The 13,909-nt window shown below is 65.6% G+C and carries 12 protein-coding genes; 5 read left to right on the forward strand and 7 right to left on the reverse strand.

Going from position 1 to position 13,909, the window contains the following annotated elements; all coding sequences use genetic code 11:
- Positions 1-55: 55 nt before the first annotated feature.
- The 4 genes from sigJ to A9D60_RS04690 form a co-directional block, all read right to left on the reverse strand.
- Positions 56-940, reverse strand: coding sequence for an RNA polymerase sigma factor SigJ (gene sigJ, locus A9D60_RS04675; protein ID WP_065266529.1), 885 nt, complete (start codon positions 938-940; stop codon positions 56-58).
- A complete protein-coding gene (locus A9D60_RS04680) occupies positions 937-1,482 on the reverse strand; it encodes a hypothetical protein (protein WP_065266530.1) in 546 nt (181 codons plus the stop codon). The genes sigJ and A9D60_RS04680 overlap by 4 nt, the downstream gene beginning before the upstream one ends.
- 3 nt (positions 1,483-1,485) lie before the next feature.
- Positions 1,486-1,887: a hypothetical protein gene (locus A9D60_RS04685; RefSeq protein ID WP_065266531.1), complete on the reverse strand. Its 402-nt coding sequence runs from the start codon at positions 1,885-1,887 to the stop codon at positions 1,486-1,488.
- An 84-nt stretch (positions 1,888-1,971) separates the two neighbouring features.
- On the reverse strand, positions 1,972-3,480 hold the full coding sequence (locus A9D60_RS04690) for an FMN-binding glutamate synthase family protein (protein ID WP_065266532.1): 1,509 nt from the start codon (positions 3,478-3,480) through the stop codon (positions 1,972-1,974).
- Positions 3,481-3,704: 224 nt separating this feature from the next.
- Between A9D60_RS04690 and A9D60_RS04695 the strand changes: the two genes are divergently transcribed.
- The 5 genes from A9D60_RS04695 to A9D60_RS04715 all read left to right on the forward strand — a co-directional run bounded on the left by A9D60_RS04695 (position 3,705) and on the right by A9D60_RS04715 (position 10,021).
- Positions 3,705-5,432, forward strand: coding sequence for a sensor histidine kinase (locus tag A9D60_RS04695; RefSeq protein ID WP_065266533.1), 1,728 nt, complete (start codon positions 3,705-3,707; stop codon positions 5,430-5,432).
- Positions 5,429-6,766: a sigma-54-dependent transcriptional regulator gene (locus A9D60_RS04700; protein ID WP_065266534.1), complete on the forward strand. Its 1,338-nt coding sequence runs from the start codon at positions 5,429-5,431 to the stop codon at positions 6,764-6,766. Before A9D60_RS04695 ends, A9D60_RS04700 begins: the two co-directional genes overlap by 4 nt.
- 125 nt (positions 6,767-6,891) lie before the next feature.
- Positions 6,892-7,902, forward strand: a complete 1,011-nt coding sequence (locus A9D60_RS04705; protein WP_065266535.1) for a C4-dicarboxylate TRAP transporter substrate-binding protein — start codon at positions 6,892-6,894, stop codon at positions 7,900-7,902.
- 73 nt (positions 7,903-7,975) lie between these two features.
- On the forward strand, positions 7,976-8,608 hold the full coding sequence (locus tag A9D60_RS04710; RefSeq protein WP_065266536.1) for a TRAP transporter small permease: 633 nt from the start codon (positions 7,976-7,978) through the stop codon (positions 8,606-8,608).
- A gap of 12 nt (positions 8,609-8,620) precedes the next feature.
- Positions 8,621-10,021 carry a TRAP transporter large permease gene (locus A9D60_RS04715; RefSeq protein WP_065266537.1) on the forward strand — a complete coding sequence of 467 codons (1,401 nt, stop codon included), beginning with the start codon at positions 8,621-8,623 and terminating at the stop codon, positions 10,019-10,021.
- Between the two features lie 54 nt (positions 10,022-10,075).
- Here the strand turns inward: A9D60_RS04715 and A9D60_RS04720 are convergent, their stop codons facing one another.
- From A9D60_RS04720 to A9D60_RS04730, 3 genes are read right to left on the reverse strand one after another with little or no spacing between them, the layout of a single operon-like run.
- Positions 10,076-11,608, reverse strand: a complete 1,533-nt coding sequence (locus A9D60_RS04720) for a sensor histidine kinase (protein WP_065266538.1) — start codon at positions 11,606-11,608, stop codon at positions 10,076-10,078.
- On the reverse strand, positions 11,593-12,288 hold the full coding sequence (locus tag A9D60_RS04725; RefSeq protein WP_065266539.1) for a response regulator transcription factor: 696 nt from the start codon (positions 12,286-12,288) through the stop codon (positions 11,593-11,595). Before A9D60_RS04725 ends, A9D60_RS04720 begins: the two co-directional genes overlap by 16 nt.
- A 13-nt stretch (positions 12,289-12,301) precedes the next feature.
- The gene (locus A9D60_RS04730; protein ID WP_065266540.1) at positions 12,302-13,828 is read right to left on the reverse strand and encodes a DUF4153 domain-containing protein; all 1,527 of its coding nucleotides are present in this window, start codon (positions 13,826-13,828) and stop codon (positions 12,302-12,304) included.
- Positions 13,829-13,909 lie beyond the last annotated feature (81 nt).

Consider the following 13,909-nt stretch of genomic DNA (forward strand, 5'->3'; position numbering starts at 1 on the left):
GGGTAAGCTGCCGCGGTCATAGCGGCCGCGGCAGCCGGGGGAAAGGGCGGGCAGATCAGCCGGAACCGGGCAGGGCGGTGCCCAGCTTGTCCGGGTTCAGCAGTATGTAGATCCAGGCGATCCGGCCGGTATGGTCCGGGGCCAGCGTGGTGATCGAGTCGAGCTGCCCGTGCTTGTAGCGCAGGAGTGCGGCCTTGCCGTTGGCCACGGCGGTGCGCAGGGTCCAGCCCTGTTCCGTCTTGGCCCGTTGGTGCAGGGCCTGAAACACCTGCATGATCTCGGGCCCGCCGCAGAGCGGCCGCCGGGCCGCGCGCCGGTTCGCGCCGCCGTCAGACAGGGCCACGCTGTCCGGTGCCAGCATCGCCAGGGCGGCATCGTAGTTCTCTGCCATCACCGCGCCGAAGAACCGCTCGCACAGGGCGGCGACCTCCGCGGGCGGGGCGTCAAAGCGCGGGCCGCTGTCCTGCAGTTTCTTCTGCGAGCGGCTGACCAGCTGGCGGCAGGCGGCCTGGGTGGTGTCCAGCACCGCTGCTATTTCGCCATAGCTGGCGTCAAACGCCTCGCGCAGGATAAAGGCGGCGCGTTCGCGTTCGTTCAGCCGTTCCATCGCCCACAAGAGCGCCAGCTCGCATTCCTGTGCCAGTTCGAAATGCGGCACAGGTTCCTGTTCTGCCGCCTGCATCAGCGGTTCCGGCAGCCAGGGCCCGACATAGGTCTCGCGCCGGGTCTGTGCCAGCCGCAGGGTGTCGATGGCGATGTTGGTGGCGACCCGGCGCAGCCAGGCGGCGGGGTTGGCGATCTGGCTCCGGTCTGCCGCCGCCCATTTCAGCCAGGTTTCCTGCACCGCGTCTTCGGCGCCGCCGACCTCGCCCAGCATCCGGTAGCAGATCGAGACCAGCCGGCGCCTTTCGGCCTCAAACACATCTGTCAGCATGTTCATTTCTGAAGCTGCACCCTGATCATTTCATCCCCGATGGACACCTGGCTGCAAGTCTTGGCAAAGCCGAGGCCCCGCTTCAAGACCGGAAAAATCCGTCCGCTGGCGGCGGCGAAGGAGACTGCAACCACAGCGGTTTCGCCGAAGCGCAGGGCGATTTCCTGGCGCAACTCTTCCAGCTCCGGACCATCGGCGATGGCCGCCCGCGCAAAACGGAAGCCCAGCCCGAGGTCGCCTGCGCTGCCGGCCTGGCCCTGCAGGCAGAGCGCCAGCTTGTCGGCGGGCATCCCGGCCTCCAGCGCCATTCTGGCAACCAGCTGGGCGCAGGGGCCGCAGTCGCCGTCCAGCGTGGAGGCGAGCTGGGCACCCCAGCGGACCTCCTGCGCGGCCCGGGGGCCGCGGTACTGGGCGAACAGCGGCAGGGCGATGGCCAGCCGCAAGCCTGCGGAGGCAGAGGTTTTAGTGACATGCTGCATATAGGCGGCATCGTAGCTGTAGCGGTCCGCGAAACTTTGGGTGGCCAGCTTGAGAAGAAACTTGATCATGGTTCAGGCCTTTTGCTGTGTCTGGGGGAGCGCCTGCCGTTGCAGGGTGAGGGCGGCCCAGAGCGCGGCGGCGGCAGGCAGCTGGATGCCGGTGAGGTTGGTCAGCGCAATCAGGTCCGCCGGAAAGCCGTGGTGGGTCCAGATCCAGATGTGGAACAGCGCATGGAACACCAGCCAGGCAGAGCCGAAGACCGCGGCACTGCGGTCCGCCTTGAGCCCGGCCCAGGCCAGTGCCAGGCCGCTGGACAGGAAGGCCAGCGCGACGTCCTTGGCGAAATGAATGTTCAGCGGTCCGGTCTGCTGCACCCCCGGCACGGTTGCGTACCAGTGCTGGGTTGCGGTCCACATGTATGCGGCGTTGACCAAGGCAAATCCGCCCGCCGCCGTCAGAAAGATCCTTTGCATTCATGCCTCCAGAAATAAGGGTCTGAAGGGATGACGGATCGGGGACCGGTTTTGTGACAGGGTTTCCGGCGGCGGAGCGGAAATTTACAGCATGGCGTGCTGCTGGGCCTGTTCCGGGTACAGCTCAGCCATGGACACGGACCGCCCGCTGTCCTGCACGATCCGCGCGTGGTAGCGGCGCAAGAGCCGCGGTTCGGTGACGCCGCAGCTGTGGGCGAGGACAGTCACCTCCTTGAGCATGTTCTTGGCATAAGAGGCGACCCGTTCCGCCTTGTCGGCGGGATCAAGGCCGAACTGCAGCTTGGGGTTATGGGTGGTGATGCCAGTGGGGCAGGTGTTCTTGTTGCACTGCAGCGCCTGGATGCAGCCAAGCGCAAACATGAAGCCGCGCGCGGAGTTGACGAAATCGGCGCCGGCGCAGAAGGCCCAGGCGACCTCTGACGGGTTGATCAGCTTGCCGCTGGCGCAGATCTTGATGCGCTGGCGCAAGCCATAGCGGGTCAGCACATCCACCGCCTTGGGCAGGCTTTCGCGCAGGGGCATGCCCATGTTGTCGATCAGGCTCATCGGGGCGGCGCCGGTGCCGCCGTCGGCGCTGTCTATGGTGATGAAATCCGGCGCGCTGGCCTCGCCGCGGGCCAGGATTTCCTGGCACAGGCCGTCCAGGAAGCCGTGGGCGCCCAGCACCGCCTTGAACCCCACCGGTTTTCCCGTCACCTCGCGCACATAGGCGATCATGTCGAGAAGTTCGCCCACGTTGGAGGCCTCCGGGTGGCGGTTGGGGCTGATCGCGTCCTCGCCCGGCGTCAGCCCGCGGATGGCGGCGATTTCCTCAGTCACCTTGGCGCCGGGCAGGATGCCGCCCTTGCCGGGCTTGGCGCCCTGGCTGAGCTTCAGCTCGAACATGCGGACGGTTTCATGGGCGGCGACGGCGCGCAGCTTGTCTTCGTCAAAGCCGCCCTCCGGTTTGCGCACGCCGAACTTGCCGGTGCCGATCTGGAACACGATGTCGCAACCGCCCTCCAGGTGGTAGGGCGACAGCCCGCCCTCGCCGGTGTTGAGCCAGATGCCGGCCTTTTTGGCGCCGCGCGACAGGGCGCGGACGGCCGGAACCGAAATGGCACCGTAGCTCATGCCGGAGATGTTGAAGATCGACGATGTGGTGTAGGGCGTACGGGCATAGGGGCCGACGGTAACTGGCGCAGGCGGGGTTGTGCCGTGTTCGAGGTCCGGGAAGGGCGCGTTAGCGAAATAGACGGTGCCTGCCGGACGCAGGTCGCGGGTGGAGCCGAAGGCGACGGTGGAGTCCACATTTTTGGCAGCGCGGTAGACCCAGGAGCGTTCGGCGCGGTTGAACGGCATCTCCTCGCGGTCCAGCGCAAAGAAATACTGCCGGAAGAATTCGCCCAGGTGCTCGAACAAATAGCGGAAACGGGCGATTACCGGGTAATTGCGGCGCAGGGTGCTGGCGGTCTGGGTCTTGTCGCGGATGTAGATCGCAATCACCCACAACAGGCCCGCACCAAGGGCGAAGATGAAGGCATAGGACAGGATTTCGAGCAGCGCAAGGACGGTGCTGGATATCTGGGACATGGTTTCCTTCGCTCCTTTGCGGCCGGGCTTGGGCCTGGCTTTTGCTACTCTGTACTGCGCCATTGCGGCTGAACTTGCCGCCGCCCGGAAAGGTTCCGCCCGGTGCAGGGATCGTTTCCGGATAGTGCGGCAGGCGCGCAGAAGTTGTCCAGCCTTGAGAACGGCTGCCGACTGGGGGCCACTAATGTCTTGCCATGGCGCGTTTTTGCAGCCTATCGACGGGAATGCGCCTGATCCCGTTCCTGATATCCCTCGTGGTGACGATTGCCGTCGCAGCTGGCGTGTTCCGGGTGTCCAGTGCCTATTTCCGCTCCGAAGAGGTGTCCAAGGCGGAAGGGCCGCTGTCTCTCTACCAAAGCTCTGTTGTTGCGGAGCTGGAGCGGTTTTCCCATCTGACCCATGTGCTGGCGCGGGACGCCGCGGTCATCGGAACGGCCGGCGGTGCGGATACCGGCGCGCTGAACCTGCGGCTGGAAGACTTTGCCGCCAAGGCGGGGCTGGATGCGATTTACCTGATGGATACGGCCGGGGTTGCCATCGCGGCTTCCAATTTCCGCCAGCCCGGCAGCTTTGTCGGGCAGAACTATGCGTTCCGGCCCTATTTTCAGCAGGCGCTGCAAGGCGGGCAGGGACGGTTTTACGCCATTGGCACCACAACCGGCCTGCCCGGATATTTTATCGCGGATGCAGTGCGGGGCCCGGAGGGAGCGCTTGGGGGTGTGATTGCGATCAAGATCGGCTTTCAGCCGCTGGAGCAGAGCTGGAGCGGTTCGGGCGAGCAGGTCTTGATGGCCAATGAGGACGGCGTTGTGCTGCTGGCCTCTGACCCCGCCTGGCGGTACCGGGTGCTGGCGCCGCTGGCGGCCGGGCAGCGGCAGCGGATCAAGGAAGCCCGGCAGTTTCCGGGCCAGGCGCTGGAACCGCTGCAATGGCAGGCGGGCGAGGGGCCGCGCGCGGTGATTGCCGGGCGGGAGCAGATACATCTGACAGCAGACATCCCGCCGCACGGCTGGACCTTGCATTACTTTGCCGGCGACGACCGGGCGGTGGCGCGCAGCTGGCTGGTCACCTCGCTGGTTGGGTTTGCCGCGGGCCTTGCGCTGATCCTGTTCCAGGTGCAGCGGGCGCGCCGGATCGGCGCCGCGCTGGCGCGGTCCGAACAGGAAGAGGCGCAGCTGCGCCGGGCCAACGAGATGCTGGCAAGCGAGATCGAGGACCGCCGCACCGCGGAACGGCGGCTGAAGCGCACCCAGGAGGAGCTGGAGCGCGCCAGCCGCTTGGCAGCCCTGGGCAGGCTGGCTGCATCGGTAACGCATGAGCTGGGCCAGCCGATTGCCGCCATGCGGAACCATCTGGTTGCCGCGGAGATCGCTCCGGGCAACGCCGCTGCGCTGCCCTCCAGGATCGGCGCGCTGGTGGACCGGATGGAGGGCATCACCCGGCAGCTCAAGTTCTTTGCGACACCGGACGCCGAAAGCCAAACTGCCGTTGATCTGAACGCCGCGATGCGTGCCTCTGCGGCCCTGGTTGCCCCCAATCTAGAGGAGGCGGGGGCACAGCTGCGGCTGGATCTGTGCCCCGGCCCGGTCAGCGTGCGGGGCAGCCGCCTGCGGATCGAGCAGGTGATGACCAACCTGTTGCGCAATGCCATTGATGCCAGCGAGGAAAGCGCCGCGCCGCTGATCATGGCCCGCACCGGCGCTGCGGAAGGTGAGGCCTGGTTCGACATCAAGGACAATGGCCATGGTCTGGGCGAAGCCACGCTGGCCGACCTGCAGGAGCCCTTTGTCACCACCCGCGAAAGCGGCCGGGGCATGGGCTTGGGCTTGGCGATTTCTGCCGGTATCGTGCAGGATCACGGCGGCACGATGACGGCCCGCAACAGGGACGCGGGCGGTGCGGTGTTCCGGGTCGCGTTTCCGTTCCGGCAAGCAGAGGAAGATCAGCCATGAGCAGCGCCAGGCCCTTCAGCATCCTGGTCATTGATGATGACAAGGCGATGCGCCAGTCGGTGGCGGAACTGCTGGAGGCCGCGGGCTGGCAGGTCACCGCGGCGGCACGGGCGGCGGCGGGTCTGGAGCGGCTGGCGGAGCTTCAGCCGGATGTCATCCTGTCCGATGTGCGGATGCCCGGCATGTCCGGGCTGGATCTGCTGGCCGCGCTGGATCCCGCCGCGCCGCCGCTGGTGCTGATTTCCGCCCATGGCGACATTCCGATGGCGGTGAAGGCGATGCAGGACGGCGCCTACAGCTTTGTCGAGAAACCTTATGAGCCGCGCCGTCTGCTGGCGATCCTGCGCCACGCGGCCGAACAGCACCGGATGCAGCAAAGCAACGCGCGGCTGAAGGCGCGGCTGTTTGCGCTGTCGGGGCTGGACCGGGTGCTGCTGGGGCAGTCGGCGCCGGTGGTTCAGCTGCGTCAGGATACCCTGGACCTTGCGGAGACCGGCACCACGGTTCTGATCGAGGGCGAGACCGGCACCGGCAAGGAGCTGGTTGCCCGCGCGTTGCATGATCTGGGGCCAAACGCCGATGCGCCGTTTCTGGCGCTGAATTGCGCTGCCTTGTCGCCCGCCACCTTTGAGGCTGACATGTTTGGCACCGATGGCGGGTCCGGCGGGCGGCTGCTGGCGGCCTCGGGCGGCACGCTGTTTTTGGATGAGGTCTGTTCCTGCCCGCTGGAAGTGCAGGCCAAGCTGCTGCGGGTGATCGAGGACAAGCAGGTTCTGCCCGCAGGCGGCCAGCTGCCGGTGCCGGTCAGCTTCCGCGTGGTTTCTGCCACCAATGAGGACGTTGAATTGGCCGTGCAGGAGAACCGCCTGCGCAAGGATCTGCTGTTCCGGCTAAATGCCATGGTGCTGACTCTGCCGCCGCTGCGCCAGCGCCGCGATGACCTGATGCTGCTGACGGCGCATTTCCTGGCGCATTTTGCGCAGCTTTACGAAACCGCCGTGCCGGATATCTCTCAGGACGATCTGACCGCGCTGATGGCGCACGGCTGGCCGGGAAATGTGCGCGAGCTGCGCAGCGTGTGCGAGCGCCGGGTGCTGGCCGCGCGCCGCGGCGGCGGCACCATGGCTGAAGCCATCCGCATGGATCAGCCCCCGGACGACGTGCCGGATACCCTGCGCGAGGCTGTGGCCGCGTTTGAGCGCGAACTGATCGGCAAGGCGGTGAAAGCCTACGAGGGCCGCATGGAYGCTGCCGCCGAGGCGCTGGGGATCGGCCGCCGCACGCTGAACGAAAAGATCGTCAAACTGGGCCTCGACAAGGACGCGCTTCTGTAGCCCGTGTACCCTGCGGAAATCCGCAGGGCGGCCCGCAAATGCCGCGCGGTTTCCTTCATAGGCAGGCGGCCCGCCGTCCCGGATACTCCCCCAATCATATCCGCATGTTTCTGGGAGGAGCACTGATGCGCACTTATCTCAAGGGGGCCGCGCTGGCCGCCCTCACCGCCGCCTTTGGCACCGAAGCCCTGGCCACCGAATGGAACGTCTCGCTTTGGGGCAAGCGCCGGGCCTTTACCGAACATGTCGAGAAGCTGGCGGAGCTGGTCAGCGATAAGACCGGCGGCGAGTTCACCCTGAACATCAGCTATGGCGGCCTCAGCAAGAACAAGGAAAACCTCGATGGCATCTCCATCGGCGCCTTTGAAATGGCCCAGTTCTGCGCCGGCTACCACCGCGACAAGAACCCGACCATCACCGTGCTGGAACTGCCGTTTCTGGGCGTGACATCGCTGGAGCAGGAAATCGCCGTCTCGCAAGCGGTCTATCAGCACCCGGCGGTGCAAAAGGATCTGGCGCGCTGGAACGCGACCCTGCTGATGCCTTCGCCGCTGCCGCAGTACAATCTGGTCGGCACCGGCGATGTGCCGGGCACGCTGAAGGACTTTGAGGGGCTGACCGTGCGGGCAACCGGCGGTATCGGCAAGGCAATGGAAGCCGTCGGCGCGGTGCCCACCTCGATGTCGGCCACCGAGGTGCGCCAGGCGATGGACAGCGGCATCGTCAAGGCGGTGGCCTTTGCGCCGCATGCGCATATGTCCTTTGGCACCATCGAAAACGGCACCTGGTGGACCACCAACCTGAACCCCGGCACGGTGAACTGCCCGGTGGTGGTGAACACCGATGCGCTGGACAGCCTGTCCGATGAGCACCGCGCGGCTCTGCTGGGCTCGGTGGATGAGGCGCTGGCCCATTACGTTGATTTCTACAAGTTCAACTCCCTGGACACTTGGGAACCGGCACTGGATGCCGCCCGGATTGAGCTGGTGACCTTCCCGGATGCGGAAATCGCTGCCTTCAAGGAGGCCGCCGCGGCACCTGCGGCCCAGGCGTGGATCGAGGAAAACGCCGCCCGCGGCCTGCCTGCGCAGGAACTTTACGACCTGGTGACAGGTCTGATCGCCAAAGGCAGCTGACACTGCCGCGCCCCGCAGCCGCGCGCTGCGGGGCGACTGTTTTTTTCCCCTGAAAACTTGATGGAGTCCCGCCATGGCCGGCTCATCCCTCGTGCTGACAGACGGCAGCCGTCTCAGCACGCTTGATCAGACCCTTTACCGTATCGAAAAGCCCCTTGCCCTGCTGAGCGGCCTGGCGGTGTTTTCCCTGATGCTGCTTGCCGTTGGCTCCGTCGGCGGGCGCAATTTGTTCAACAGCCCGCTGCCGGGTTATGTGGACTGGATCGAGCAGGCGATGCCGCTGATTGCCTTCATGGGCATTTCGTTCACCCAGCGCGACGGCGGCCATATCCGCATGGACATGCTGGTGGGCGCCCTCAAAGGCCGGGCGCTGTACCTAGCCGAGTTCCTGACCACCGCCGCCGTGCTGATCCTGATGCTGCTGATGGTCTGGGGCAGCTGGGCGCATTTCCAGCGCAGTTTCGACTTTGCCGCGCCGTGGTGGAGCGCCGACAGCTCAATGGACATCTCGCTGCCGCTCTGGCCTGCGAAACTGCTGGCGCCGGTGGCCTTCAGCGTGCTGTGTCTGCGTCTTTTACTGCAGCTTTGGGCCTATGGCCGCGCTTGGCGCAGCGGCACGGACCGGCCCGTTGCCGTCCCGATGATTGCCGATGCCGCCACCCAGGCTGCGATGGAGGCGGATCACGTCTCCGGCCACGACAGCTGAGGAATTTCTGATATGGAACCGATTGAAATTGGGCTGATCGTTTCAGCCGGGCTGCTGGTGATGGTGATCCTGGGCATGCGGGTGGCCTTTGCCGCTGCTGCTGCCGGGATGATCGGCTTGATCTGGATCTTCTGGGCCAAGTTCGGATATGACCCGGCGCGTTTCGGCAAGGCGCTGACCATTGCGGTCAAGACCGCAGGGCAGGTGCCGCATTCCAAGGTGTCCAGTCAGGCGCTGAGCCTAATTCCGACTTTCATCCTGATTGGCTATCTCGCTTATTACGCGGGGCTGACACGAGCGTTGTTCGAGGCCGCCAAACGCTGGATGGCCTGGGTGCCGGGCGGGCTGGCGGTGTCCACCGTTTTTGCCACCGCGGGATTTGCCGCCGTATCCGGCGCGTCGGTGGCCACCTCTGCCGTCTTTGCCCGCATAGCCATCCCGGAGATGCTGAAGATCGGCTATGACAAACGCTTTGCCGCGGGCGTTGTGGCCGCTGGCGGCACGCTGGCGTCGCTGATCCCGCCCTCAGCCATTCTGGTGATTTATGCCATCATCGTTGAACAGGACGTGGGCAAGCTGCTGCTGGCAGGATTCATTCCCGGCGCGTTCTCGGCGGTGATCTATGGTCTCTTGATCGTCGGCATGGCAGTGGTGATCAAGGACTTCGGCCCGCGCGTCACCGGGTTCACCTGGCGCCAGCGGTTTGCGGCATTGCCGCCTGCGCTGCCGATCGTGTTTGTCGTCRTGACCATCATCTTCTTTGTCTACAACCCCTTTGGCGGCGACGCCTGGGGCACCCCGACAGAGGGCGGGGCAATCGGGGCGTTTGTGGTGTTCCTGATGGCCCTGCGCCACGGCATGCGCTGGCGGGAGCTGAAAGATGCGCTGCTGGAAACCGCCAAGCTGAGCGTGATGATCTTCACCATCATCTGGGGGGTGCTGATCTATGTGCGGTTCCTCGGGTTCGCGGATCTGCCGGGGGCGTTTTCGGACTGGATCACCTCGTTGGAGATGAGCCCGATGCTGATCCTGATCTGCATTCTGCTGGCCTATGCAGTGCTGGGGATGTTCATGGATGCAATCGGCATGCTGCTGCTGACGCTGCCGGTGGTTTACCCGGCGGTGATGGCGCTCAATGGCGGTGAGGCGGTTTYGGCCGCGGACAGCACCTTTGGCATGTCCGGCCCGATGTGCGCGATCTGGTTCGGCATCCTGGTGGTCAAGATGGCCGAGTTCTGCCTGATCACCCCGCCCATCGGCCTCAACTGCTTTGTGGTGGCGGGCGTGCGCGATGACCTGAGCGTGCAGGATGTGTTCAAGGGGGTGACGCCGTTCTTCATCGCCGACGCCGTGACCATCGCGCTGCTGGTGGCGTTCCCGGCGATTGTTTTGTGGCTGCCGGGGCAGGTCTGACACGTCTTTGATGCGCTGAACCGGGCCGCCTGCTGCAGTGCGGCCCGGTTGATTTCAGCGGAAGGTCAGCCGGAAACAGGCGCCGTTGCTGGACGGGACAACACTCAGCGTGCCGCCGAGGGCCTCTGCCGTTGCCTTGACGATGTTGAGCCCCATGCCGGTGCCGCCGCTGTCCCGCCGGGTGGTGAAGAAGGGCTGCAGGATCTTGTCTGCGTTGCCTGCGCTGATGCCGGGGCCGTCGTCTGTGATCTGAAGGCAGGTGGCGGTGCCGTCCTGACAGGCGGTCAGCACGGCCTCCTTGGCGCCGTGCTGCTGGGCGTTCTCCAGCAGATGGGTCAGGATGATCTGCAGGGTGCGCGGCGCCACCGGCAGCGGCAGGGTGCCGTTCTGCACCTTGACCGCAAGGGCGGGAAAGGCTTGCGAAACCTGCGCATGGATCTCATCTAAGCAGCAGCTCCCAGCCATCGCGCTTTGATCCGCAAGGCTGAAAGCACGCATGTTGGCCAGCAGGTCCTCCATCCGTTTGCCGCCCTTGTCCACGGTATCCAGCAGCCGGTGTTTCTGGGCCGGGGGCAGATCGTCGTCGCGCAGCAGTTCCGCAGCACCTTTCAGAGCGGTGAGCGGCGACTTCAGCTCATGCGTCACATGGGCGGTGTAGGTTTTCAGCGCGTCCTGCTTGCTTTGCAGGCGGCCGGTCAGCGACTGGAAGCTGCGGCTCAGCTCCTCGATCTCGCGGGTGCCAAGCTGATCCGGCGGCTCCCACGTCTGGCTGCCGTGGCCCGCCAGATGGCTGCGCTGGATCAGCAGTTGGATCGGGCGGGTAATGAAGCGCCAGAACACATAGCCGATGAGCATGGTGGACAGGGCAACAAAGCCTGCGGCCTTGGCCAGATTGAAGCGCTCGCCATAGAGAAACCGGAAGATGTGGTTCGGGGTGCGGCTGAGGTAGACCGCACCGATCAGGGTCTGGTCCGCAAAGACCGGCATCGCCACGAACACGCGCACGCGGGCGCCGCGGCTGAGAGTGTAAAGCGCGGGCGGCGCGTCTTCGCGCAGGCGGGTGCGCGCAACAGTAACGGTTTCGCCCGCCAGCGCGCCCTGCACCTCCTCCACATGGCCCAGAAAGGTGCCGGTTTCGGCCGAGCCTGCAAAGACATTGCCGCGGGCATCCAGGAACCGGTAGCCGGCCAGTGTCTGCGCCTGTGCGGCATTGGCGATGCGGGTCAGCCGTGTGGCGATTTTCCGGTAAGGGGCGCCCGCAGGACCGGAGAGCGGTTTTGCGTCGGGCCGCGGCGGCAGCACGGTTTCGCTGTTGACCGACAGCGACGGAAACACCGCGTGCTCGCCGGAAACCGGGCGTCCGCGGGGCGGCTTGGCGCCGGACGCGCCTGCATAAAATTCTGCGTAGGCCGCGGACATCACCGCGGCCTGGGTCAGCAGGCTTTCCTCGGTCTGCTGCACCAGCTGGCTGTCGTAAAAGCGGAACAGGATCAGTCCGGCAAAGGGCAGGCACAGGACCAGCGCCAGCACCAGAAGCACCACTGCCCAGAGCCGCGGCCGCCATTTGCGGGTTAGGCTGGCGTGCATGCGCCCATCCTGAGGCCGACGCCGTGCACGGTCACGATCCCCTCTGTGCAGCCGGCCTGCGCCAGCTTGGCGCGGATGTTGCGGATGTGGCTGTCGATGGTGCGGTCGGAGACATGGATGTTGTAGCCGTAAAGCGCATCCACCAGCTGCGCTCGCGACAGCACCCGGTCCGGGCGGGCCATCAGGGTTGCCAGCAGCCGGAACTCCGACCCGGTCAGGGCCACCGGCGCGGCGGCGAAGCGGCAGAGGTGGCGCTCTGCGTCCAGATGAAGGCTGCCCTGCGCCAGCACCGCTTCGGGTTGCGCCGGGGCAGCAGGGGCGCTGCGTTTCAGGATCGCCTTGATCCGGGCCACCAGCTCACGCGGGGAGAAGGGTTTGGTCAGATAGTCGTCGGCACCCAGCTCCAGCCCGACGATACGGTCGATCTCGTCATCGCGGGCGGTGAGGAACAGGATCGGCACGTCGGAGGATTTGCGGATCTCGCGGCAGACCTCCAGCCCGTCCATTTCCGGCAGCCCGATGTCCAGCACGATCAGGTCGGGAGTCTCCTCCCGGCTCGCGTTCAGCGCGGCGAGGCCGTCACTGGCAAAGACGGTCTCAAAGCCTGCCTTTTCCACCGCGAAGCCGGTCACCTCAAGGATATCGGGATCGTCATCGACAACAAGAATGCGGGCTGGCATCAAATGGGGTCCTTCAATTCTGCTGCTGATAATAGGCTTGGATCCGCCACCTCCGAAAGCCCCATTCGCGCCAGTTGGTGATGGCGGTCTTGTAAAGGTCATAGTGCATTGCGCTGCCGCAAACCTGCTGTCCGGTTTCGGTTTCAAAGGCATGGACAGCGGGGTAGGCACCGGCGCCGAGGCTGCAGATGTAATAGGTGTCCTGTTTCACCAGCGTGCTGCCGTGGGTCAGGTTGTAGCGGGCGATGACCCCGGCGAAGTTCACGAAACCGCAGATGTAGAGAGTGCCCAGAAGGGCGGCAAAGCAGCGGCGCAGGAGCCAGGCATTGCCGTGGCCGCGGTGGATCTGGACAACCGTCAGCACAAGTCCCGCCAGCACCAGCCCCATCCAGACGAAGGCGGCCACACGCAGGTAGGTCAGCGCGTAGGCTTCAACGTAGTGGTGCAGCCGGATGGCCGCCGTCAGCACCAGGAACATGTTTTGCGCCAGCCACAGGTAGACCAGGGCGCGCAGGGTTTTGTCGGCGCCGGTCATGCTGCGCGTCATCAGTGTGAACACACCGGCCAGCAGAGCCGTCACCACCAGCGGATAGGAACCGCGGTGGGCGTAAGAGGCATAGCTCATCCCCTCCGGCAGGGAGACGCCGCCGGTCAGGATGCCGAGGTCCATCACCGTCTGGATCAGGAACAGCAGGTTGAACAGCACCAGAGAATTGCGCACTGACACCGGGTTGATCAGAAAGGCGGCCCTGCTGGGGCCGGCCTTTTGCACGGTTGCGGCAGGCGCGGCGCTGCCCAGCCATGTTTCGCTGAGGTTCAGGCAGGGCCACAGCAGCGCTGCCATCACGGTCCAGAACAGAAGCCGCAGCCAGAACTGCAGCTCGAATAGGCGGCCGGGGTCCAGCTCTGCCAGAAACTCCTCCAGCACGGGGTTGGCCGAGGCCAGCAGCATCAGGAAAACCGCCCCCATGAGCAGCGGCAGCGCCAGCGAGGCCGCCTGGCGGCGGGCGCCAGAGCTGAGGTCCGAGGCGGGCATGGCGCGGAATGCATCGCGCAGCAGCAGCGCGGCGCCAACCGTTGGCAGGCGCAGAGCGGTGCGCAGCGCCAGCCGCTCGCTGACGGCTGGGCCGTAGACCGCCCAGGTTGTCAGGCAGATCAGGCCGCCGAGGCTGAACAGGACGGACAGGAACTGCAGCTCGATGACGGCGGGCAGGTTGCTGAGCAGGGCAAAACAAGCGGCGCCTGCCCATTCGCGGGCTGTTGGCCGGCGGGGCTTCATCGCCATGACGGCGGCAGAGAGGATCAGCGCAAAGACGGCAACCGAAATGCCAGCCGGCTGGTCCCAGAACAGCCAGTCCGCAACCGCAACCAGCGATGCCAGAAGCGGTATTGCATGACGCATCCGCAACGAGGCGAGAAGCGGCCCGCCGTCCTTGCGGCGGCGGGGCTGCGCCTGCGGCGGCCCGCCTGCGGCCTCCAGCCACCACGCATCCAGCCTGATGCTGTCCGGCACGCCGTGTATTACCAGTTCCTGCCTCATGTCCTGTCTCCTGCTTGCAATTTTCATTGCCTGCAGTGATGCGGCCTGCGCTTGCATCTTTGGCGTGCTGTCTCCGCAGGT

It is taken from the genome of Leisingera sp. JC1, assembly GCF_001679925.1.
Lineage (GTDB): Bacteria > Pseudomonadota > Alphaproteobacteria > Rhodobacterales > Rhodobacteraceae > Leisingera.

Excerpts from the sequence above, each read along its gene's own strand:
- A9D60_RS04680 (WP_065266530.1), bottom strand. The coding sequence starts at position 1,482 with ATGATCAAGTTTCTTCTCAAGCTGGCCACCCAAAGTTTCGCGGACCGC.
- A9D60_RS04710 (WP_065266536.1), top strand. The coding sequence starts at position 7,976 with ATGGCCGGCTCATCCCTCGTGCTGACAGACGGCAGCCGTCTCAGCACG.
- A9D60_RS04725 (WP_065266539.1), bottom strand. The coding sequence starts at position 12,288 with ATGCCAGCCCGCATTCTTGTTGTCGATGACGATCCCGATATCCTTGAG.
- A9D60_RS04705 (WP_065266535.1), top strand. The coding sequence starts at position 6,892 with ATGCGCACTTATCTCAAGGGGGCCGCGCTGGCCGCCCTCACCGCCGCC.
- A9D60_RS04720 (WP_065266538.1), bottom strand. The coding sequence starts at position 11,608 with ATGCACGCCAGCCTAACCCGCAAATGGCGGCCGCGGCTCTGGGCAGTG.
- A9D60_RS04685 (WP_065266531.1), bottom strand. The coding sequence starts at position 1,887 with ATGCAAAGGATCTTTCTGACGGCGGCGGGCGGATTTGCCTTGGTCAAC.
- A9D60_RS04690 (WP_065266532.1), bottom strand. The coding sequence starts at position 3,480 with ATGTCCCAGATATCCAGCACCGTCCTTGCGCTGCTCGAAATCCTGTCC.
- A9D60_RS04730 (WP_065266540.1), bottom strand. The coding sequence starts at position 13,828 with ATGAGGCAGGAACTGGTAATACACGGCGTGCCGGACAGCATCAGGCTG.
- sigJ (WP_065266529.1), bottom strand. The coding sequence starts at position 940 with ATGAACATGCTGACAGATGTGTTTGAGGCCGAAAGGCGCCGGCTGGTC.
- A9D60_RS04695 (WP_065266533.1), top strand. The coding sequence starts at position 3,705 with ATGCGCCTGATCCCGTTCCTGATATCCCTCGTGGTGACGATTGCCGTC.